General features: G+C 47.7%; 15 protein-coding genes and 1 tRNA gene. 8 read left to right on the forward strand and 8 right to left on the reverse strand.

What is annotated here, in order from left to right; genetic code table 11:
* Positions 1 to 268: 268 nt before the first annotated feature.
* On the forward strand, positions 269 to 3,142 hold the full coding sequence (locus CMM32_12265; GenBank protein ID MBT07661.1) for a hypothetical protein: 2,874 nt from the start codon (positions 269 to 271) through the stop codon (positions 3,140 to 3,142).
* Positions 3,143 to 3,239: 97 nt separating this feature from the next.
* Here the strand turns inward: CMM32_12265 and CMM32_12270 are convergent, their stop codons facing one another.
* The 5 genes from CMM32_12270 to CMM32_12290 form a co-directional block, all read right to left on the reverse strand.
* Entirely contained in the window at positions 3,240 to 5,153 is a 1,914-nt protein-coding gene (locus CMM32_12270) for a hypothetical protein (GenBank protein ID MBT07662.1), read from the reverse strand.
* 7 nt (positions 5,154 to 5,160) lie between these two features.
* Positions 5,161 to 6,186: a nucleoside-diphosphate sugar epimerase gene (locus CMM32_12275; GenBank protein ID MBT07663.1), complete on the reverse strand. Its 1,026-nt coding sequence runs from the start codon at positions 6,184 to 6,186 to the stop codon at positions 5,161 to 5,163.
* 45 nt (positions 6,187 to 6,231) lie between these two features.
* Entirely contained in the window at positions 6,232 to 6,705 is a 474-nt protein-coding gene (locus CMM32_12280; GenBank protein MBT07664.1) for a transcription elongation factor GreA, read from the reverse strand.
* Between the two features lie 80 nt (positions 6,706 to 6,785).
* Positions 6,786 to 10,043 carry a carbamoyl phosphate synthase large subunit gene (locus CMM32_12285; GenBank protein ID MBT07665.1) on the reverse strand — a complete coding sequence of 1,086 codons (3,258 nt, stop codon included), beginning with the start codon at positions 10,041 to 10,043 and terminating at the stop codon, positions 6,786 to 6,788.
* A gap of 51 nt (positions 10,044 to 10,094) precedes the next feature.
* On the reverse strand, positions 10,095 to 11,255 hold the full coding sequence (locus CMM32_12290; GenBank protein MBT07666.1) for a carbamoyl phosphate synthase small subunit: 1,161 nt from the start codon (positions 11,253 to 11,255) through the stop codon (positions 10,095 to 10,097).
* A 298-nt stretch (positions 11,256 to 11,553) separates the two neighbouring features.
* Here CMM32_12290 and CMM32_12295 point away from each other — a divergent pair, with 298 nt between their 5' ends.
* The 6 genes from CMM32_12295 (at position 11,554) to CMM32_12320 (ending at position 19,281) form a co-directional block, all read left to right on the forward strand.
* Positions 11,554 to 12,027, forward strand: coding sequence for a glutamyl-tRNA amidotransferase (locus CMM32_12295; protein ID MBT07667.1), 474 nt, complete (start codon positions 11,554 to 11,556; stop codon positions 12,025 to 12,027).
* Between the two features lie 10 nt (positions 12,028 to 12,037).
* On the forward strand, positions 12,038 to 13,756 hold the full coding sequence (locus CMM32_12300) for a DNA primase (protein ID MBT07668.1): 1,719 nt from the start codon (positions 12,038 to 12,040) through the stop codon (positions 13,754 to 13,756).
* 169 nt (positions 13,757 to 13,925) lie between these two features.
* Positions 13,926 to 15,881 (forward strand): RNA polymerase sigma factor RpoD, encoded by a 1,956-nt coding sequence (locus CMM32_12305; protein ID MBT07669.1) that lies wholly within the window; start codon positions 13,926 to 13,928, stop codon positions 15,879 to 15,881.
* A gap of 135 nt (positions 15,882 to 16,016) precedes the next feature.
* Positions 16,017 to 16,093 (forward strand) — tRNA-Met (locus tag CMM32_12310).
* A gap of 279 nt (positions 16,094 to 16,372) precedes the next feature.
* Entirely contained in the window at positions 16,373 to 18,313 is a 1,941-nt protein-coding gene (locus CMM32_12315; protein ID MBT07670.1) for a sodium:solute symporter, read from the forward strand.
* A 359-nt stretch (positions 18,314 to 18,672) separates the two neighbouring features.
* Positions 18,673 to 19,281 (forward strand): hypothetical protein, encoded by a 609-nt coding sequence (locus tag CMM32_12320; protein MBT07671.1) that lies wholly within the window; start codon positions 18,673 to 18,675, stop codon positions 19,279 to 19,281.
* Between the two features lie 18 nt (positions 19,282 to 19,299).
* Here the strand turns inward: CMM32_12320 and CMM32_12325 are convergent, their stop codons facing one another.
* The 3 genes from CMM32_12325 to pcaF all read right to left on the reverse strand — a co-directional run bounded on the left by CMM32_12325 (position 19,300) and on the right by pcaF (position 22,328).
* A complete protein-coding gene (locus CMM32_12325; protein ID MBT07672.1) occupies positions 19,300 to 19,503 on the reverse strand; it encodes a hypothetical protein in 204 nt (67 codons plus the stop codon).
* 102 nt (positions 19,504 to 19,605) lie between these two features.
* Positions 19,606 to 20,901 carry a hypothetical protein gene (locus tag CMM32_12330; protein MBT07673.1) on the reverse strand — a complete coding sequence of 432 codons (1,296 nt, stop codon included), beginning with the start codon at positions 20,899 to 20,901 and terminating at the stop codon, positions 19,606 to 19,608.
* Between the two features lie 221 nt (positions 20,902 to 21,122).
* Entirely contained in the window at positions 21,123 to 22,328 is a 1,206-nt protein-coding gene (pcaF, locus tag CMM32_12335; GenBank protein ID MBT07674.1) for a 3-oxoadipyl-CoA thiolase, read from the reverse strand.
* Positions 22,329 to 22,560: 232 nt separating this feature from the next.
* Here pcaF and CMM32_12340 point away from each other — a divergent pair, with 232 nt between their 5' ends.
* Positions 22,561 to 23,199: an alpha/beta hydrolase gene (locus CMM32_12340; protein MBT07675.1), complete on the forward strand. Its 639-nt coding sequence runs from the start codon at positions 22,561 to 22,563 to the stop codon at positions 23,197 to 23,199.
* Positions 23,200 to 23,235: the final 36 nt, after the last annotated feature.

Here is a 23,235-nt window from a genome sequence, read left to right on the forward strand (position 1 = left end):
CATATGCAGGATGCCCAATGCTTCGGCGCCAAGCACCGCCGCCTGCGCATCCCTTCATCATTTACATTTTCAAACAGCACACGCCGACCTCCGCCACTAATGGGCGGTGGAACGCCACTTCAACCCGTACAAAAGGTAATCTGCACGAGAGGAGAGGTTATACGGCCTTCTATTGACTGCTGTCAACCGGCGTTAGGCTCCATATTACCATATTTTACCGAATGATATTCCTTATTGATAAAAGACAGCTTATCTTTATGTATGGGTAATGGCACCAGCTCACTATCTCAAAATGGCCCAACTATCTTCAATTCGCTGCGCCTGCCCCAAAACCACACCACAATTTCTTCTTTCCGCACGGCGAAGGCTCCAATCAACAATCATTACACTTGCAACAATTTGCCTTACCACACAGGCTGCCCTCGGCGATGATGGAAGCACTACCAGATCTGCCACTCAACCAGACGTTGGCCCGACCTTGGAAAAAAAAGTCTTTGGGAAAGGGGATACACTCACTTCCATTCTTAAAGAATCACGGGTAGCCGACGAGGATATTCAAGACGCCACTCACCTACTGGGTAGAGAAGTCAAATTGAACCAAATACCAGTCGGCCAAACCTTGGATTTATACCTGGACGAATCTGTCAACAATAACGGTCATAAGGCAAAAATGCTTGGACTAATTCTGCACAGAACTGGTGAACGGCACTGGGCCATAGTCCGTTCCCTAACCCAAAAACTAGTTCTTCAGAAATTATCGCAACCTCAGGCGACTACCGCAATCCACTCATCGCTCGATCTGACAAGATCTACCGAGAGCAACGGATCATTCACTCACACCATTACGCTAAGGCAAGGCCAGACACTGATCAGCCTATTGCGAAGTTCGGGGCTTAGCGAAAGAGATGTAGGAGAAGCGATAAAGACGCTTGCTCCCCAGCTAGACCTGCGAAGTCTACCTGTCAATCAAAGATTTACCCTCAAAATACAATCTCTAAATGGCGACATTAGACTTGTGAGCCTCACGGCAATCGATACCCCGGCTGGCCATGTGACCATAACATTGCCTTTGGAGGAAGCCACAGCGTCACCCGCTAAACCAACTAACCCGATACCAGAGAAAAAGACTAGCAGCCAAACAACCAACTCTGTGCCAGATAAAAACGAAATATCAAAGCTCCCTGTCGAACCCCAACACAAAACATCAAGTCCAGGAATCCCAGCTGAATTGTACCGAGAGGAACTTATCTCAATAAAAAAGGGAGATTCGTTTGCTAAACGGCTGCTCGGGTCGGGGGCAGCTGCCCAAGATGTGTACAACGCTGCACAAACCCTCTCTCAGAACATAGATTTTGCCCAGCTACCCGTTGGCCAGAAAATCCAGTTATTGTTCGCACAAATCACTAAAGAACATTCGTTTTTGCTTTCGGTAATTGTCTCTCCCGGCTCTGCGAATGCTCTAAGAGTAAATAGAAAAAAGGACGGGACATACTCTTACGAGCCCTTGTCAAACGACGCCCTCTCTACAATATCGCATGAGGAAAACACAGACACTCCCCTGCAACCAGCATCACCTATCGTGAAAACCCCTTACCCAAATGATCTTAGTATCGAGATAATAAAAATAGAGCCCGGAGACACCTTAGAAAACATATTACGGAGACAGAGAGTTTCGCCTAAGGAAGTCCGGTTAGCCTTACGTAGTTTGGACGGAGTTTATAATATTGATAACATAAGGGCCGGGAAAAAAATCGCCTTGCAGTTTAATTTATCAGGAGGCGGATACCAACTCCAAAAACTAATACTTGGGGCCCCTTCAAACAAAACAGTGGTCATTGAGTATGTTGAAGGCAGGTACACGGCATACCGCGCAAGCGACTCCCTCATGAAAAAAGCCGTCCAGATAAGCCAGCACCTCTACTCCTTACAGGCCGACCTAAAAGCAGGAAAACTCAGCCAAACTGCCATAGAGAACTATGGCTTTAATACACCTGATAATGCATTGGTGCGAACAAACCTGCGCCAACCAACCACCATCTTAATCCAGGAAGGAGATACTTTGTTTGATGCATTGGTCAACTCCAACGTTAGACCCTTAGAAGCCGAGAGGGCTATTTCCGCAGCCAGAAAACTCACTAACCCCAGAAAACTAAAACCTGGTCAGATGCTACACCTCCTTTTTGGGAAAGCTACAACCGCCATCCCATCGGAGACAGGAACCATTCTTGCTGAGCTTTCAATCGACCTAAATGTTAAACAACGCCTCCGAGTGGCCAGGCTTTTGGACGGCACTTTCGTGGCCGGCTTTGTAGCCCGGTCGCTAAAAACCAAAAAACGGAAAGCTCGCGGAATTATTAACAGCAATCTCTACGAGGCGGCTTCCGGGAAAAATGTACCGGCCAAGACCCTTGCAAAACTTATTAGAATATTTAGCTACGACGTAGATTTTCAACGCGATATTAGAGAAGGGGATAAATTCGAAATACTTTATGAAGTTTTGGTCGATGATGGTGGACGCAACGTCGACGTTGGTGCGATATTATATTCTTCCCTGAATTTAAGCGGGACTAGCTTGAACGTTTATAAATTCACATTAAAAGACCAGGGCATTGATGATTATTTCGACGACCAAGGACAAAGCGTTCGAAAGGCCTTGATGCGTACCCCAATCGATGGCGCGCGGCTCACTTCTACTTATGGAAATCGCAAGCACCCAACTCTAGGTTACACTCAAATGCATCGGGGAGTGGATTTTGGAGCGCCCAGAGGCACGCCTATCTTTGCCGCCGGGGATGGCGTTGTCGACAAGTTGGGATCACATGGGGCTTATGGAAATTATCTTCGATTGCGGCATGGGCCTGTATATCAGACAGCGTATGCACACTTGCACAAGTTCGCGCCAGGCCTGCACACGGGGCAAAGGGTGAAACAAGGTGAAACGATTGGTTTTGTGGGCTCGACAGGCAGATCTACGGGGCCTCATCTGCACTACGAAGTTTTGAAACACGGAAAGCAAGTGAACCCTCTAGGGGTAAAACTCCCGTCTGGGCTTCTCCTCCAGGGAGGACAACTCACTAAGTTTAAGGAAGAGCGCGAGCAATTATTGAAGCAATTTGCATCTGAGACTGCAGAAACCCCGTAAAACAATGCATCCTTATAGTAGACAGCGGAAGACACGGCCGGCTAACCCGGCCACACTCTGACGTACCTACCTGGAAAATAGGTCCAAACCCATAACCTCAAAATCCAAACATATGATCCAGCGAAAATGCTCCTTCCGGGTGAACTAATGCATGATAACCAAAAATACGACATCCTAAATCCCGAACCGAGACATACCCGGTAAAATTTTTATTCCCTGCCAGGAAGGCTCTAAAAATCTCGCGAATACTTATCATACGCGAGCCCCCACAAGGAATTTGCAAAGTATGAGTAGCAACTTCCTGCCCTAACCCGTTTTTAAGACTTAAAGTCGTATTCGACGTCTCAAGCCAAGGCATTGACGCGGGATAAATTAAATGAAGTATCGTATCTAATCTTGGATGACCTACCCTGACATATAACCGCGTACTAAGGCCTGGAGGCTTACCTGTATATGATTGCGGCTGGTCTTTATAGGTCACCGGAATATTAAACATATGTGATCCAAAACTAGTTTCTGCTTGGTGTCCGGACATCGTGTTTCGATAGCAAAATATCGCATGCAGCCACCCATCAGCCTCAGGATTATTGACCAAGTCGTAAGTCAACTCCATATGTCCACAGTGCTCAAGAAACTCACCTTTGACCTTCCTTAGACACTCGGTTACAGATATGGGAATGGCCTCCCCCCGACCCAAAAACCTTAGAGGAAATGACTTCACCTCAATACCCTCCCTGTCAAAAACAGTAAGATGGGCAGCCAATTGATTCTGTGTTGTTGCCATTGGAGTCCAAAAAACTTTGGAGTCATATTGGTTGGCCGGCAGAATTGGTGCTGCAAGGATATATCCCTTGCCAACAAGGCCCCTTAGCCTCGGAAGATTTTGGTCAGGAATTAAGTCAGTTCGCTGAACATTAACATGAGCAATACGCCTACTCTCTCTGGAATCGACCACCTCATACCTTGGCCTGACGAGATACTTTCCCGCGTGAAGCTCCAACTGGGTCCCCGCCACCGGGCGTGACATAATCTGAGAAACATTAATAGGCATAGTGGCGAAAGGTTCCACAACCTCATCAATCCAATGTAGCTCATCTACCCCCATTACACGGAGGCCGATAGAACGAGGAGGTATAGCAACGGGATGGCTGTTTTGTACCCACAACGTTACCTCCTCCCCACCCATAGGGGCCGGCAAACCAGCATAAACCTCCGCCGGCCAAGAATTAGCATCATGAGTACAGGAAAGAGTCTCATATCCATCGCTGAATATGTCCAAGACATACTTTATTTGGTCATGGCCCGCTATCCCAATTGCATGAATAAAGAGTTGTCCAGTAAAGGGACCAAGATTAAAGCGCCTCCGAACGTCACTGCTATCAATCACAATACCTGCACTTTGGTCCGGCAATTCCTCCTCCCAGGTAGCGACTGGAACTCCCGCATCATCAAAAAGGCACAGCCACAATTTTACTGCTCGCGCCCCATAGCCGTGCCAATAATTGACCGTAGTAAGGGTAGTATGGAGGTCACCAACATCACGAAAAAAAGCAAAGTTTGTTGCGAAGTTTATTGGGGATAAATACTTCTGATTAAGAGTGATCAAGTGATCTGGTAACCGCAAACTTTTAAGGGTACGACATGTTGCACTGGCCGGAAGAAGCCCATCAATTTGAGCCAACAACCTATCAGCGTCGAACATTAACACAAGCACCACCTCCGCCTTTGAACGCGAAAGCAACGATAAAGGCTGAGCTGTCAACCCTCGCCGGACACAACCCACGTCATTAATATTTTGGACATACAAATCCGAAAAATTAATCTCATTGAGATCGTTAAAAGCCGAAAAAGCATCAAGAATATCAAATGGATCATAGACAGCCACCTGGGTAGCAGCCCGCAAATCTTCCAGCAACCCAGCTGCTAAAGTTGCGACCAATGGGTGACCAAGAGCCTTAAAAAGACAATCGGGTCCATCTTTGTTACTGAATGTTTTAATAGGTAGAGGCACCCTTACATTACACCCACTTTGGATCTGACTTAGATTCGGAGGAGAGCAACCCCATTCTTTTGCGGATCTCATTAGAAACTAGAGTAGCATCGTTAATAGGTGGATAGGTCCAGTTCAATAATGTCTCCGGGAAAGAAACCTCGGGAAGTGGTCGAGCAGCACCATACTCAAATAAATGCTTATGGAGCCTGTTATGTTTTGCGGCAGTCATGCCAACTGGAGCATAAATAAACACTGGTCGACCAGTGGCACAAGCCTCCGTGCACATGGACATTGAATCTCCTGTAACTATCACAGCATCACTAAGAGCCAGATATCCCAGATATGGGTTCAGATCGTTGCCTTCGTGCCAATTAAAGATTTTTACCTCTCCGTCTAGGCTCTCGACGAACGTTCGCATAGCAATCCGGTTAGTTCTGCGGCTAGTGGAGACCATAAGAGAGCCGCCTAATGCCTTTGCCATATTGGAACACCTGCTTCCAAAATCACCTGCCATGATAGAGGAGAACCTCATACGCTTGGTATCGCCGCCCATAAGCACAGCTATACGTGGGCGGCTCAAGACACTGAGATCTTCTTGCCAAGATTCCGCAGCCGTTTCTAACTGATTCGCTGTAATATTGTGGGGGGCACCAAGGGTCCTGACAATACCCTCTTTAGACCCCATATCGTCATGGAGCGGCACCGACACAAGATCCAGATCCCCAACGGGACGCCCTGGCCACATAATCTGGGCCAAGAAAACACTGGCGCGGGATCTTTTCTTTATATAGCGGGCTACCGCCACGGTCCGACGCCCAGAAGCTATCACCAAATCGGGCCATGGCGAACAAATTGCCCCTGCGCTCTTTCGAGTAATGTGCAGGATATTGGAACCTAAAACACTGTTTGGCAACGTTGCCCACTTATTGTAAACAATTGGCTTCACTTGGTAAGGTAAGCCTAAAGCCTCAGCTACACCCAAACATTGGCTCACATTACCCGAATATTCGTCAGCCAAAACCCAAATAACTGGATCATCTAACCCCATCATGCATCCAATTATCTCGGAAAGACCCGATCTCTAGTGCTCACAGAATCAACGATAATTAATTTTCATAACTTCGTACGAACGACTTCCGCTGGGCGTGTTTACATGGACCGAATCCCCAATCGCTCTACCTATTAGCGCCCGGGCAACCGGTGATGTGATGGAAAGCCGTCCATTATTAACATCTGCCTCATCAGCCCCCACTAACTGATATGTTTTCTTTTCGTCAGTCTCCTCATCTGCCAGAGTAACTGTAGCGCCAAACTTTATCTGTTTCCCTGAAAGCTTACTAACGTCGATCACCTCTGCCCGACTCATCTTATCTTCAAGTTCACGCACGCGACCTTCCACAAAGCTTTGGCGTTCACGAGCAGCATGATACTCAGCATTTTCAGAAAGGTCCCCATGTTCACGGGCCGCACTAATTGCCTTAATAATGCTTGGGCGTTCTTCAGTCTTCAACCGCTTTAACTCTGCTCCCAAGCGAGCATAACCATCAGCCGTCATCGGAACTCTTTCCATTTTAACACCTTCCAATCCCCGCCTGCCGCCCAGAAATGCTCAGTCGACCAGGACATAACTTAGTCGTAACATACCAGATGTTAAGTGTAAGATTGAAGAGCCATGACTTCAAGAGCGCCACGACATAAAGCCGAGATTCCGCTGACCGCAGCCCTACTTCCTGATATCGTTGTATAGTATGGGACACCATTTATTAATGCGGCATGACGTAGGCTAAAGCTGTCTGCTATAGATTGCGCCCCCTGTGAAGTATTAAAAATCAAATCAACTTGCCCGTCGGTGATTGCATCTACTAGGTGTGGCCTACCTTCTCGGACCTTGTTTATGGTTTTCACAGGGATACCTGTTTCCTTCAGGGCAACCGCCGTCCCCCGTGTTGCTAATAAATCAAACCCCATTCCAACTAAATCTTTGCAAAGGGGTACAATATGCCTTTTATCACTTTCGCGCACTGATACGAAAACTGTACCGCTCATAGGCAGGGTAGTACCGGCAGCAATCTGTGATTTTGCAAAAGCGCGCCCAAAATCAGTGTCTAAACCCATAACTTCACCCGTAGATTGCATTTCCGGCCCCAGCAAAACATCCACCCCAGGGAATCTACTAAATGGGAAGACAGATTCTTTAACCGCCACATGAGAAAAAGACTTCGCTCTCAGGTCAAAATGACTTACAGCCTCGCCGGCCATTACACGTGCCGCTAGTTGAGCGACCAACACTCCTGTGGCCTTTGCAATAAAAGGTATGGTTCGACTGGCGCGCGGGTTAACCTCCAGAATGTAGATCTCTGCCGAAGGTCCATCCATTTTCACTGCAAATTGTATATTCATGAGGCCGGTCACGTTAAGAGCGCCAGCTAACGCCATAGTTTGCTTACGCAATTCCTCAACAATACCAACACTCAGTGAATAGGGCGGGAGCGCACATGCGGAGTCACCCGAATGGATTCCTGCCTCCTCTATGTGCTCCATTATGCCCGCTATGTAGACATCGTTGCCATCACAAAGCGCATCCACATCAACCTCAATTGCATCTGACAAGAAGCGGTCAATAAGCACCGGAGAACCCTCCGAGGCCGCTAATGCCTCCGTAACATACCTTGTCAGCGAGGTCTTCTCGTAAACGATTTGCATTGAACGCCCCCCTAACACATAAGACGGACGAACCAAGACAGGATACCCGATCCCATCTGCTACCTGAACCGCTTCACCAACGGAGCGACAAGTCCCGCTAGCAGGTTGTTTAAGGTTGAGGTTACTGAGGACGCGCTTAAACCGCTCTCTATCTTCCGCTAAGTCTATAGCATCCGGAGGTGTGCCCAGTATCGGCAAACCAGCATCCTGGAGAGCACCTGCTAATTTTAAGGGAGTTTGCCCCCCAAACTGGACGATTACCCCTAATAGTTTTCCTTTGGACATCTCCCTCTTTGCAATTTCCAGCACATGTTCATGGGTTAATGGCTCAAAATACAAACGGTCGGAGGTATCATAATCTGTTGAAACAGTTTCTGGATTACAATTCACCATGATCGTTTCAAACCCGGCCTCACGCAAGCCGTAAGCCGCGTGGACACAACAATAATCAAATTCTATCCCCTGTCCAATTCGATTAGGACCACTGCCCAAAATCATTATTTTCTCACGAACGCTTGGTTCCGCCTCACACAAGCGATCACCAGTATTAAAAGGAGATCCATAGGTGGAGTACATATAAGAGGTTTGAGAGGCAAACTCTCCTCCACATGTGTCTACTCGTCTAAATGCAGGATAAACATCAAATTTCTGCCGGTTTGCAAATACAGCGTAAGCCTCCAAACCAGTAAGTTTGGCAAGCCGAAGATCGGAAAAACCCATTGCCTTAATTTGCCACCAATCTTCCTTTTTATCTGGCAAGCCGTTTAGTCGGATTTCCTCCTCCATAGCCACAATTTGTTCAACTTGCCCTAGAAACCAAGGGTCATAGCCCGTGGCCTGTTGAATTGTATTTAGCGATAACCCTGCCCGAAATGACTGAGCAATCAAAAGCAGTCTATCAGGGGTCGGCTTAGAGAGTTTGGACATCAAGGTAGCTGGATCCGCCTCACCCTGTTCAAAGCCAAGGAGATTGATTTCATCAAAACCAGAGAGGCCTATTTCCATAGAGCAGAGACCCTTTTGGATCGACTCAGCAAACGAACTTCCTATGGCCATTGTCTCACCAACTGACTTCATGGCAGTCGTGAGGGTGCAATCAACTTCAGGAAATTTTTCAAATGTAAACCTTGGAATTTTGGTAACCACATAATCGATGGTCGGTTCGAATGAAGCTGGGGTTACACCAGTAATATCATTCGTTATTTCATCCAGTGTGTAACCAACAGCCAATTTCGCAGCAATGCGCGCAATTGGAAAACCCGTCGCCTTGGATGCAAGCGCTGAAGACCTTGAAACTCTTGGATTCATCTCAATGACGACGAGGCGGCCACTGTTTGGATCAACTGCGAACTGTACATTTGAACCACCCGTTTCCACACCAATCTCCCGCAGAACGGCTATAGAGGCATTCCGCATAATCTGATACTCCTTATCAGTCAGCGTTAATGCCGGCGCAACAGTAATGCTATCGCCCGTGTGAACCCCCATCGGGTCTATGTTCTCTATGGAGCAAATGATAATACAATTATCGGCGGCATCCCGCATTACCTCCATTTCGTATTCCTTCCATCCTATAATGGATTCTTCAACCAGGACTTCCGAGGTGGGTGATATGTGTAATCCATGCGCAACGATCTCCTCAAACTCTTTCCGGTTGTAGGCAACTCCTCCCCCCTCTCCTCCAAGCGTAAAAGATGGCCTCATAATCGCCGGCAGCCCTATTTTCTCAAGGGCTGGAGCTATTTCCGCCTCAGTGCGAACCATCGCACTACGAGGCATTTCCAACCCGATCCGGCCCATTGCCTGCTTGAACAAATCCCTGTCCTCGGCATTTGCGATTGCATCGTAATTAGCCCCTATCATCTCCACACCAAACTTGGACAGAACACCAGATTCGGAAAGCGCGAAACCTATATTTAAGGCCGTCTGACCACCCATTGTAGACAACAATGCATCGGGCCTCTCCTCCTCAATTATCTTTGCGACAAAGTCAGGAGTTATAGGCTCGATATATGTAGCAGAGGACAGACTGGGATCAGTCATGATAGTAGCTGGATTAGAATTAACCAGAATAACCCTATAGCCTTCCTCCTTCAAAGCCTTACAAGCCTGAGCGCCCGAGTAATCAAACTCGCAAGCCTGGCCAATAATGATTGGCCCCGCTCCAACTATAAGTATGCTTTGTATATCAGTTCTTTTAGGCATCTAGTGTTCTTCATACAAAGTGCGGGCGTCAAAGCCTCGGATTGCAGATTGCTAGGTAACGCTCATGAATTGGGTAAATCTAGAAAATAAATAATGACTATCTTGGGGTCCCGGCGATGCCTCAGGATGATATTGAACAGAGAAAATAGGCCGGCCATCAACCGCGAGGCCTTCAATTGTTTTATCGAAAAGAGATATATGGGTAGGACGAATACCATTGGGCAACCCATCTTCCAAAACAACAAAACCATGATTTTGACTAGTGATCTCGACCTTTCCCGTGGCCATGTCCTTAACTGGATGATTGGCACCGCGATGACCTTGCTGCATCTTTCCAGTCTGAGCGCCTAAGGCAAGCGCCAATAATTGATGCCCAAGACAAATTCCGAAAATTGGCAAGCCCGATTTTATGAGTTCCTTGATAATCGGTACCGCTATGCCCCCAGTGGCTGCCGGATCCCCTGGACCATTGGATAAGAATACACCATCCGGATTAAGAGCCAGGATATCTCTAACCGGGGTTTCTGGTGGCACAACTGTTACAGCACAACCAGAACTCGCCAGATTCCTGAAAATATTATATTTTGCTCCATAATCTATTGCTACAACGTGATGCTTGACTTCACTTCCCTCAATGAAACCCTTCCCAAGTCCCCATAAACCTTTAGACCATCTCACAATTGAATCCGTGCCCGCCCCCGTGGCTAGATCCATTCCTTCTAATCCACTCCACTCAATGGCCATTTGTTGGCAGCGCCGCGCCTCGAACCCCAGATCCCCATAGTTCGTGATGACGCCCTTGGGGGCGCCTCCATCCCGGATGTGTAGGGTTAGCGCCCGAGTATCAATTCCGGAGACCCCAATGACCCCATTGGCACGTAGCCATTCGTCCAAGTGCACCCGTGCTCGAAAATTAGATGGGGACGTAACGTCAGTCCGGAAAAGAACCCCACAAGCCAAAGGTCGACTGGACTCATCATCTTCGTCATTTGCCCCAACATTTCCAATATGTGGGAAAGTGAAGGTAATGATTTGGCCTGCATAGGAAGGGTCTGTTATAATTTCTTGATAGCCGGTCATCGAGGTATTGAAGCACACCTCCCCGACGGCCTCTCCGAGTTTGCCAATGCCCCTACCCTCCAAGACCATGCCGTCTTCCAAGACCAACGCCCCGGTAGGTTTTGAGAACGGTCGCGCAAACTTTTCCGACATGTTTAGAAACTAACCCCTGACCGCCATCCAGATCCTCTGGCCAAGCTCAATACATTTTCCGCCAACGTACGCAGAGATACAGACCTCGTCAAGAGAGCCACCCCTTGTTTAATACTGCTATTGGAGGCCGCTATAAAATTTTCAATTATCGGTGGCTACAGAGGCCTCAAAGTTGTAGTATCCCGCACCTTCGGCAAACTCTAACCCACGGGCTTCCAACAGTTAAGTCAAAGGGCCAGGTGCACCGAGTGCTTGCCTAACATTCCTTTTTCTTCTGGATGATATTGAAAGAAATGACATGTTGCGAAACCAACTTGCTACAGACTTAAAAACAGCTATGAAGGCGAAAGATACATACGGAACTGCGACGCTGCGTTTAATACTCGCTGCCCTAAAAGACCGAGACATAGCCTCTAGGACGGACACGAATGCACCTGCGCCGTCCACCGACGAGGATGATACAGCAATCAAACAAATGCTGGCAAAAATGATTAAACAAAGACGAGAATCAATTCAGGTATATAAACAAGGCGGACGGGACGATTTGGCGGAAAGAGAGGCCGCAGAAATCCGTATTATTGAGAACTACCTGCCAACCCAGATGAGCTATGAGGAAATGGCAATAGTGGTATCCAAAACAATTGAAAAACTAGACGCCACCTGCATCAAGGACATGGGCAAGATAATGGCAAAACTCAAGGCCACCTACTCGGGACAGATGGACTTTTCACAAGCAAGTAATATAGTCAAGGAACGTCTCACCAGCACATAACGAGCTTGCCATGGGGTTCCCGCCTAGTTTCATTGACGATCTACGAACGCGAGTTTCTCTGAGCCAATTGGCTGGTAGTCGGATAACCCTTACGCAGCATGGTGTAGAATTTAAGGGCTTGTGTCCTTTCCATACTGAAAAAACCCCCTCCTTTACGATTAATGAGGAGAAAGGTTTTTTCCACTGCTTCGGATGCGAAGCGCACGGCGACATCTTTGGGTTTATTATGCAACTGGAGGGGCTATCGTTCGTAGAAGCAGTGGAGCACATAGCCAATGAGTGCGGCATAGCTATACCAGCGCAATCAGCTGATGCAGATTTGCAAAGAGCTCGCCGACGAACCTTAGTGGACATTAACGAACTCGCTACAAAATGGTTTGAAACACAGCTAAGAAGCCCGAGTGGCAAAACTGCTCGCAAGTATCTGAGCGCTCGAGGATTGGACGGCACCACAGCAAGGCATTTTCGCCTTGGGTTTTCGCCCAACACTGGAACCACCTTGTCAACTCACATGGTCGAACAAAAAGTAACACCATCTAGCTTGCTAGCCTCAGGTCTCGTAAGACAACCAGAAGATAGCAGAAAACCTTACGATTTTTTTCGTGGCCGAATAATTTTTCCCATCATTGATAAAACAAGAAAGGTAGTTGGCTTTGGTGGGCGAACACTAGGCAACGGCGAACCCAAATACATAAATTCACCAGAAACCGACGTGTTCCGGAAAGGATTAACTCTCTATAATCTGTCTAACGCCGTTGCTGCAAAAAGCAAATCGTCGACTTTGATCGTCGCAGAGGGTTACATGGATGTGATAGCGTTGCATCGTTCAGGCTTCACTCGCTCCGTCGCTCCACTAGGCACCGCCCTTACGGATGAGCAAATTATCCAGCTCTGGCGGCTGTCTCCCGAACCCCTAGTTTGTTTCGATGGTGATCCAGCAGGGCGCAAGGCGGCCTACCGAGCAGCCACTCGGGCACTTCCATTGCTAAAACCCGGACACTCACTTAGTTTTGTCTTTCTTCCCAACGGACATGATCCTGACAGCCTGGTTTTAGAAAATAAGATCACGGAGTTGAAAAATTTAATCCAAAGCCCAGTCACGCTTGTTGACTTCATCTGGAATCAACTAGCACTCGAACAGCCCGTAGACACACCTGAACGACAAGCGGCATTTAGACAAAACCTTCGAAAAATTGCTCTATCTATTACCGACAGAACTGTACAACAGGGGTACTTGACGGAGTTCAAAAAACGCGTGGATCAACTATTCGCTTATAAGCCCTCATTTGTTGGAAAGAAGAAACAATTTCAAAAATGGGAGTCGTCAACACTCTTAAAAAACCATCCGCGGGGAAGAAACAAATCGGGCGACCCGGAACACCGCGAGCGCGTTCTCATTGCGACCCTCGTTGGACATCCTGAGCTCATAAAGGACGTTCGCGAAGACTTGCTAGAAATACAAATACGCAACCCAAAACTTCAAACCCTCTTAGCATCTTTACTCGACGTCTGGCGACAGGATCCAACAATAAATTACAGCAGAGCCAGAGAGGAGTTAAGCAACAAAGGGCATGGTGACACCATTGCCCTGTTGTTTGATAGAACTGGATGGAACCAGACCATCATTGAACCGAGCATTCGACCAGAATCTAACGCTGAAGCTGCGCTGCTGGCGTGGAGAGAAACTCTTGCCATTCATCGGGAAGAAACCACCCACCCAAAATCTTGACTTCATTGCCAACAATGACGTTATCATGTATTTAAGGGCGCCATTGGCGCTGGATGGGCTAAAGGGCTGGGAAATATACTCAACCCATAGGAGAATCCGCTGCTGACAGTCACGCTTGACGTTCTACCTGGAACGCTCCGCATCTTTAACTTTTGAGGTTTCAAAATTCATGTCTAAACAGCAGGTCAAAAGCGCTTCAAATGCCAAACCGGATGCCACTGACCTTCCCCTCGTCGAAAAAGCTGGGGCCGCGGTCAAAGCACTTCTGACAAAAGGCCAAGAAACTGGCTACGTCACTCTAAACGACCTCACTAAGGCGTTGCCAAGTGATCAAATTTCTTCAGAGCAAATAGAAGATATCCAAGCCACATTCAATGAGTTAGGAATCCAGATCGTAGACGACGACGATTCCGAAGAGAGTCCTACGGAAAGCTCCGAACAAAAAGAAGCTCCTCAGGAAACAGCAAAAAGTGACGACGAATTGGGCCGAACAGATGATCCCGTCCGGCTATATCTGCGTGAGATGGGCAGCGTTGAACTTCTCTCTCGAGAAGGTGAAATTGCAATAGCAAAACGCATTGAAGCAGGGCGAAACATGATGTTTGGGTCCATTTGCGAAAACCCTATCACCCTTTCAGCCATCAAAAATTGGCATAGCTCCATTGACAATGAAACAATGCTATTGAGAGAAGTAATTGATCTTGATGGAACCTTCGGAGGCCCAACCATTGGAGCAAGCGCCCCCACCTCGGCATCAGGGAATGGCCAAAGCCCAAACCCTGATTCCAGTGATAGCGAAAATAGCGACGACGATGATTCGGATGACAACGAAGGGAATGTCCCTATTTCAGCCATGGAAGAGGCTCTACGCCCAAAAATTCTAAAAGTTTTTGGGGTGATAGCCAAATCAGCGACCAAGATTTCTCGTATTCAGGTTCAGAAGTTGGAGGCGGCCCAGACCAGAGATGAAATTAGCCCCGCCACCTTGAAGCGGCATGGAAAGCTACTCCAGGAAATAAAAGATATCATGGTCAACCCTCCTGGCCTACAGAAGCGAGTCGAGCTCAATAATTTCCGGGTCGAGGAGCTTGTTGACCAATTGTATGGGCTCAACCGCCGCTTGATTGGTCTTGAGGGAAAACTTTTTCGTCTCGCCTCGAGGCATAAAATCAGCCGCGAAAGCTTCTTAAAACAATACATAGGAAACGAACTAGAGACCGGTTGGCTGAGGCGGGTTGGTCGTCTGAAAGAGAAGGGTTGGAAAGAATTTGCTAAAAGCCGCAAAGAGGACGTGAATGAAATCAGGGCCAGCATAGCGGAAATCGCGATTATATCTAGCCTAACTATCCCTGAATTCAGAAAAATAGTCTCAGCCGTGCAAAAAGGCGAAAGAGAGGCGACCCGAGCAAAGAAGGAGATGATCGAAGCTAATCTAAGATTGGTTATATCTATTGCCAAAAAATACACCAACAGGGGTCTACAATTTCTGGATCTCATACAAGAAGGCAATATAGGCCTCATGAAGGCAGTCGATAAGTTCGAGTACCGAAGGGGTTATAAGTTCTCTACCTACGCAACGTGGTGGATTAGACAAGCGATAACTAGGTCCATTGCCGACCAGGCGCGCACCATTCGAATACCAGTGCACATGATAGAAACAATAAACAAGCTAGTTCGGACTTCTCGCCAAATGCTCCATGAGATTGGCCGCGAACCCACTCCCGATGAGCTAGCTCAAAAATTAAGCATGCCTTTGGACAAAGTGCGGAAAGTTCTCAAGATTGCAAAAGAACCAATAAGCCTAGAAACACCGATAGGCGATGAAGAGGACAGCCATCTAGGAGACTTTATTGAAGACAAAAACGCAATAATTCCTCTAGATGCAGCAGTACACTCTAACCTACGCGAAACCACCACCCGTGTTTTGTCCTCCCTTACACCGCGTGAAGAACGCGTCCTAAGAATGCGATTTGGCATTGGAATGAATACTGACCATACTCTTGAGGAGGTTGGCCAACAGTTTTCCGTGACCCGGGAACGCATTAGACAAATAGAGGCCAAGGCGCTGCGCAAGTTAAAACACCCGTCACGATCGCGAAAACTCAGAAGCTTTCTTGACACATAATAAGTTCTATAAAATTAATGACTACACCGCGAAATAGCCTGAGGTGAAACCCCAATACCACAATTAACATCAATGCCCATAGCAATGTGGTAAATTGTCAAATAAACGTGCTGCAATGTTAAATTGAATACCACGGGGCCCGTAGTTCAGCTGGTTAGAACGCGCCGCTCATAACGGTGATGTCGCAGGTTCGAGTCCTGCCGGGCCCACCATCGCCACACTTGTCAATGCCTACACAAAGGTCAATGCCTACACAAAGACAGTGCTCCAGGAGGCATACACAAAATAGCCTGTCATACTCTCTCGATGACATTCTAAATGATTGAAAACAAAAACAATTCATGACCTTGCCGACCTTAAAGGCATGGGGTAAGCTGCAGCACAGGCTGGCCGACTGGAGTGAGCGGACAAACACTCTACTGCCAAGAGACAACGGCATCGTCCGAAATTAGTGGATGAAAACATAGCCTAGCTAGGGAGGAAAAGGCCTGATGGAAGCTAAGATCGTATGGCTGTTTGTATTTGTAGCACTGTATTGGGCCTATTGTATTTATTGGGGGGTCCGGGGAGCGCTTACATCTAAAACGGCGTCGGACTACTTTATAGCAGGACGACGGCTATCAATTTGGGTTTTTGTACTAGCAGCAACAGCAACTTCGTTCTCTGGTTGGACTTTCATGGGACATCCAGGACTTATTTACCGGGATGGCTTCCAATACGCGTATGCTTCGTTTTACGCGATCACGATCCCTTTCACAGGTGTCATTTTTCTGAAACGCCAATGGATGTTAGGGAAACGTTTCGGCTATGTAACGCCTGGTGAAATGCTATCCGACTATTTTCAGGGTGATATGATCCGGATTTTGGTGGTCATAGTGGCATTGTTATTCTCGATTCCTTATCTGGGTGTCCAGTTAGGCGCCTCCGGATTCCTCTTCAATGTATTAACCGATGATTTGGTTTCACGCGGCGTAGGAATGTGGGTTCTCTCAGCTGTGGTTTTGATCTATGTCGCTTCGGGCGGACTTCGGGCAGTAGCCTATGTCGATACCCTCCAATGCATCCTACTTGCCTTCGGAATAGTGTCCATTGGGTTCATCGCCTATAGCCAGCTGGGAGGCTGGGGCTCATTCAATGATGCCATGGCAACACTAGGTAAAACCGATATCGGCAAATGGGGTGCAACTGCAGACGGGCATAATGCATATTTGGCGATCCCCGGCGTAATCCAGTTCACTGCTGGACTCGGTGTAGAAACTCCAATAGGGGGACTGTGGACTGGAATCATGGTGCTTACTTATATGTTTGCCCTTATGGGCATCCAATCTGCACCAGCCTTTTCCATGTGGTCCTTTGCAAATGCTGACCCGACACCGTTCGCCCCACAGCAAGTGTGGGCATCTGCGTTTGGAATCGGTTTAATACTATTCTTTTTCACTGCCGCCCAGGGAATGGGGGCCCATTTTCTAGGAGCAACACCATCAGTCACCGAAGTGGCTGGTATTGCCAATGTGATACCCGACCTAACTGCCAACAAACAAGGTGGTTTGATCCCGCATTATATAAATTTAATTGGCGATGCCGCCCCTTGGTTCGTTGGACTTCTAGCCGTCTGCGCACTAGCGGCAATGCAATCCACTGGAGCCGCTTATATGTCCACGGCAGGTGGGATGCTTACTAGAGATGTATATAAGCGATATATTGATCCCTCCGCAAATCATACAACGCAAAAGCTCTTTGGGCGAATAGGAGTGGCCTTTATAGTAATTTCTGCTTTACTGGTGGCCACCTACTCCCAGGATGCACTGGTATTACTCGGAGGTCTCGCAGTTGCATTTGGATTCCAGATGTGGCCATCTCTGGCAGCTGTTTGCTGGATACCTTGGATCACACGACAAGGTGCTAGTTGGGGCCTAGTTGCTGGTCTGCTGGCAGTAATCTTTACAGAAAAGTTTGGAATGGCAATAGCTGGTAGCATAGGCGTGGACCTTCCTTGGGGCCGGTGGCCCTGGACCATTCACTCTGCGGGATGGGGGATCATTTTTAATGTTGCCGTTTGTGCTATTGTATCCGCTACGACTCAAACTGAAAGCGGAACGAAGCATAGGATGGGTTACCACAACTTCCTCAGAGAGGTTGCATCTCTGCCCACCAGCAAGAGAAGTCTCGTGCCCGTCGCCTGGATCGTAACCCTCGCATGGCTCTTCTTTGGGATAGGGCCTGGCGCTGTCATTGGAAACTCTATATTTGGGGCTCCAAACGAAGGGCCGGAAGGGTGGACATTTGGCATTCCATCTATATGGGCATGGCAGATCCTTTTCTGGATTCTAGGAGTGGCCATGATGTGGTTTCTTGCCTACAAAATGGAGTTGTCAGCCCCCCCTAAAACAAAAATTGAGCCTTTGATGGACGATATTGGGGATAGAGCTTAAGCCAAGCTTGGAAACCAAATACCGCGTACAGAACTGACCCGTCCTCACATGAACTTTCTAAAAGAATGGACAATCTATCCCTCCAAGCAAATACGTCCGCAAAAGTTTTCTTGTTTAGCTAGTGCTTTCAATATTTAGTCAGGAATACTGGTTTGTATGGGCGTCAGGACTATCTCTCGCCTTATGGTTCCCAACCCGACAACTAATATGGACTGTAAGTGTGCGCCGCCTGCTACGCAAGAACTCGCTGCTTAACGAAAAGATTTCCAGTCAGTTGAAGCTTAGAGCAACCATAATATCGCTCATAATATCGATGGGTTTTGGTATTTTCTATACATTGTACCTATTTAATAAGTAAGATGTCACCAAATGTAATCAAACGATTTACGATTCTCTTGTTTGCAGCAACCCTTGTTGTAGGCGGCATGACATTATTGTACGACAATTTCTTTACGCAGCCGCCGGGTGATTATGAAACTAAACGCGGAGACATTTTTCTTTCTAGTGGGGATTTCCCTGAAGCCCTCGAATATTTTGATAAGGCGCTCAGAAAAGCACCTGACCATCGGGGAGCGTTGATGGGCCGGGCGCTCGTCTTTATTCAGACCAAACGGTATTCCGAGGCAAAAGTAGAACTTACCTACCTCATTAATTGGCTAGAAAAACACGTTTCGCCAACTGATCTGACGGGCATAGGGGCTCTGGCAGCAGCCTATGCCAACAAAGGCATTGTCCTGGACAGAGAAGGAGCCCATGAAGAAGCGTTAACTAATTATATAAAAGCACTCGAAGTGGATGAGGATTCGGTTTCAGGTCCGGGGCTCGGGTACAAAATACTCTACGATCCTCGCCCTTCTACAATACGCAAAAGAGCCCTCTACATATACGAACAGCTACAACTTGCTGAGGACCAACGGATACTGAGCCTACCTGAATTAGATTCAGCTTCTCGGATGCACAAGCCCTAAACAAATTAGCCGATAAATTTACATAAAAGAAAACAATTCCAAAACATCTCGAAACAAGATTAGAAAAAAAAACATCGCGGCTATACAACCAAACAATAGCCGTACAAAATCACTATTGCCTTGCGCATCACGATACCGGACGCCGTTGTAAGCTATTAATCCCGTGACAACTAAAAACACTATATCTACCAGTGCTTCAATATCGCTAGACACAGAAACCATTTTTCAGGGCCATGCTAAATTTGATTCTTAATACTGCAAAGTACGCACAAAGAATCAAACAGACAATACCTCGATTTTGATATCTTGGCTCAGCACAGCACGTTACACTGCCAGCATGGCCTGTATATTATTAAATTTTATCCGAGGGCGATCCCCTTCAGCCCTACTGATCTCAGCGCGATCTATAGCATACCATCGTTCTGTATCGACCACCCTTACGTTCCGCGATTCTAAAAGTGCGCGGAAATCAGACGACCCTGAAGCCGTGGCCCTTACTGCCTTAGGGCTAATCGAACCGATTACTTCCCTAGCGTCTACGCGGTTGGTACCTATGACACCATTCGACCCCCGTCGCGCCCAACCCACCACATAAACCCCATCCTCCACCATTCCATCAACATTAGTCACCTGGCCCGTCTTCAAGTCATAAGGAAGACCACCTATAGGTTTAGAGTCATACCCAATTGCCGGGATCACTAGATTTGTAGGTAGAAGAAATTCTTCCCCTGTAGCCTTAGCCACCCCATCTAAAAGCTCATTCCTTCCGAGATTGATGCCAGTAACTTGACCCTCTCCAAGTATTTCCAAGGGCGAAACAAAAAACCACAAGTGCAACCTCACTTTTTTCTCTCCTCCCACCAAGTGGGAGAATGATTCAAGGACGCGGAGATTACGCTCCTTCTTCTTTCTTACGGATTGATCAATACTGTCTAACTTCAGAGGAAAAAGACTTGGATCAACAACTGGAACAGCGTCCTCAAGACGCCCCAATTCGGACAACTCGGGGAAGCTGAAGTTTGCCTCCACGGGCCCACGCCGCCCTACAATGTAGATGTCCTCGATCTCTGAATTGGCTAAACACTGGCCCGCAACTGGATCAATATCCGTCTTAGCCAGCTCAGGTTCATTTTTTGCTAAAAGTCGGGCTATATCGAGAGCAACATTCCCATTCCCGATTACCACTACAGACTTAGCCTTACTCACAGAGACACTACAATCGACAAAGCCTGGGACCGCATTATACCATCCAACAAAATCCGTCGCATTAACCACTCCTTTGGTATCAGCACCCGGAATTGTAAGACGTCGAGGATGTTCCATGCCAACTGAGATAACTACCAGATCGAAAATGGACTTAAGTTCTTGATAGGTGACATCGCGACCCACATTCACATTACCATTAAATCGTATCCCACTTTTGGCGAGAATTTTGTCAAATATTTTAGTAACGTTCTTGGTGCTTAAATGATCTGGAGCTACCCCATAACGCACCAGACCAAAGGGCGCGGGCCACTGTTCGATTATATCAATTTCTGCATCAGGGAAGGACGAAAGCACTGCATCAGCAGCATAAAAGCCTGCTGGGCCGGCACCAACCACTGCAACCGATAGAGGCATATAGGCACCTTCTGGTTAAACCTGCCGCAAGAAAAGAAGCCTATACCTAGAATGGGCTGAATAAAAAGCGGCCACAATACAGAAAAGCTCCAGACCTTAGTCGCGCCCCCTCAGATCACGACAACCAATAACACCAACCGAATACTCCCAATCCTGCCTTGGAATCAAGAAAAACTGTAGCACCTTGGATAAAACAATTTTACGGCACATCTAGGCACTTGTTACACGCGCTCCAGTACCACTGAAATACCCTGCCCGACACCAATACACATAGTACAGAGGGCCCTTTTCCCCCCTTGTGCCCTTAACTGGTAGGCTGCCGTTGTAATGAGTCTGGCTCCACTCATTCCCAAAGGATGCCCCAATGCAATGGCACCGCCTTGTTGATTGACGTGGCTAGAATCATCAGGCAGGCCAAGATCCCTTAAAACGGCCAAGGTTTGAGCGGCAAAGGCCTCATTTAGCTCAATCAAGTCAAAGTCACCTATTTCTAAACCAGCTTTAGCCATAACTTTGCGAGTGGCGGGAGCGGGCCCCATGCCCATGACACGCGGTTCAACGCCTGCGGTAGCCATTGCTACTACCCGAACCATGGGCGTCAAACCATAGCATTTGACCGACTCCTCGGAGGCAAGTAGAAGCGCGCATGCACCATCATTAACCCCGGCCGCATTTCCGGCAGTCACTGTCCCCTCTTGCCTAAACGGCGTAGACAATTTTGCGAGCCCCTCCATCAAGGTGTCAGGCCGCAGATGCTCATCCTTATCAATTATCAAATCGTCTTTCTTACGTCGCGGAACCGAAACTGGCATGATTTCTTCAGTGTACTTGCCCGCATTTTGCGCCTTGCCCGCCCTGACCTGACTCCGATAAGCGAACGCGTCCTGGTCTTCACGTCGAATTTGAAAGGCTTCCGCAACATTTTCAGCAGTCTCGGGCATGGAATCCGTCCCATATTGCTGCTTCATGAGCCGATTGACAAAGCGCCACCCAATGGTCGTGTCATACATCTCTGCATTTCTCGAAAAAGGAGCGTCATTTTTCCCGATCACAAAGGGAGCACGTGACATGCTTTCGACCCCGCCCGCAATAACCAAATCCACTTCGCCGCACCGAATTGCACGGGCGGCCGTGCCCACGGCATCCATACTAGATCCACAAAGTCGATTAATCGTGGCACCTGGAACCTCGGGCGATAAGCCCGCCAATAAACCTGCCATACGTGCGACATTCCGGTTATCCTCTCCAGCTTGGTTCGCACAGCCATAAACAATGTCGTCCAATTTTCCCCATTCCACCTTAGAATTTCGTTCCATCAGCCCGCGGATTGGAATAGCTGCCAGATCATCTGTTCGTATAGAAGAAAGTCCGCCACCATAACGACCAACCGGTGTTCTTATTGCATCACAGATGTACGCTTCAGACATTACTGGAAACCCCCTGCAAAGGTAATTAAGCTAGAGTAAGTATCATACTATATCGAAAAGGGAATTTCCCCATCGCCTATTTTATATTGAAAGCATAATGCCTGCCAGCCACAATCTCGCCTTCGTGAAACGTCATCTCCGTATCCTATCCCGGCTGTTTTTCTGGGTTTAACTGTCTATCTTCTCGTGCTTCTGCTAATAGAAATTTTTGGGAAATTCGGACTATAAACAGATGAGTAATTCAATTCCCTTTCTCATTAATGGGCCCTCTGGCGGAATGGCCACAATTGTCCTGGCGCACGGCGCCGGAGCACCCATGGACAGTGAATTCATGGAGTACATAGCTACCCAACTTGCATTAAGAAGTATAAAGGTTGTGCGCTTTGAATTTCCTTTCATGGCCGAACGGCGCAAAGGCGGTTCCAAACGGCCCCCAGATTCAATGCCACAGTTATTATCATTCTGGCACACCGTACTGGGGCAACTAGGATCCGAAAAGAATCTATTTATAGGGGGAAAGTCTCTCGGGGGCCGAATAGCTAGCATGATAGCTGACAGCCACCCGGTAAAAGGCTTAACTGTTTTGGGCTATCCCTTCCATCCACCAGGAAATCCCGCAAAGACCCGCACATCCCATATGAGATTCTTAAAAACTCCGTGCCTTATCGTTCAAGGTGAGCGAGACACTCTGGGAAATAAAACAGAAGTAGATCGATATCGCCTCTCTCCAAATATATGCATTCGATGGCTTTCCGACGGCGACCACTCCTTCAAACCCAGAAAGAAATCTGGGCGCACGTTAATTCAAAACTGGGATGAAGCGGTTAGCCATATCTGCCTATTCCTGCAAAAAGCCGTCATGGAGACATAAGTATGCAATAATACACCTCGTTAATTTTTGGCACTC

The organism is Rhodospirillaceae bacterium, from assembly GCA_002728255.1.
GTDB lineage: Bacteria > Pseudomonadota > Alphaproteobacteria > UBA7887 > UBA7887.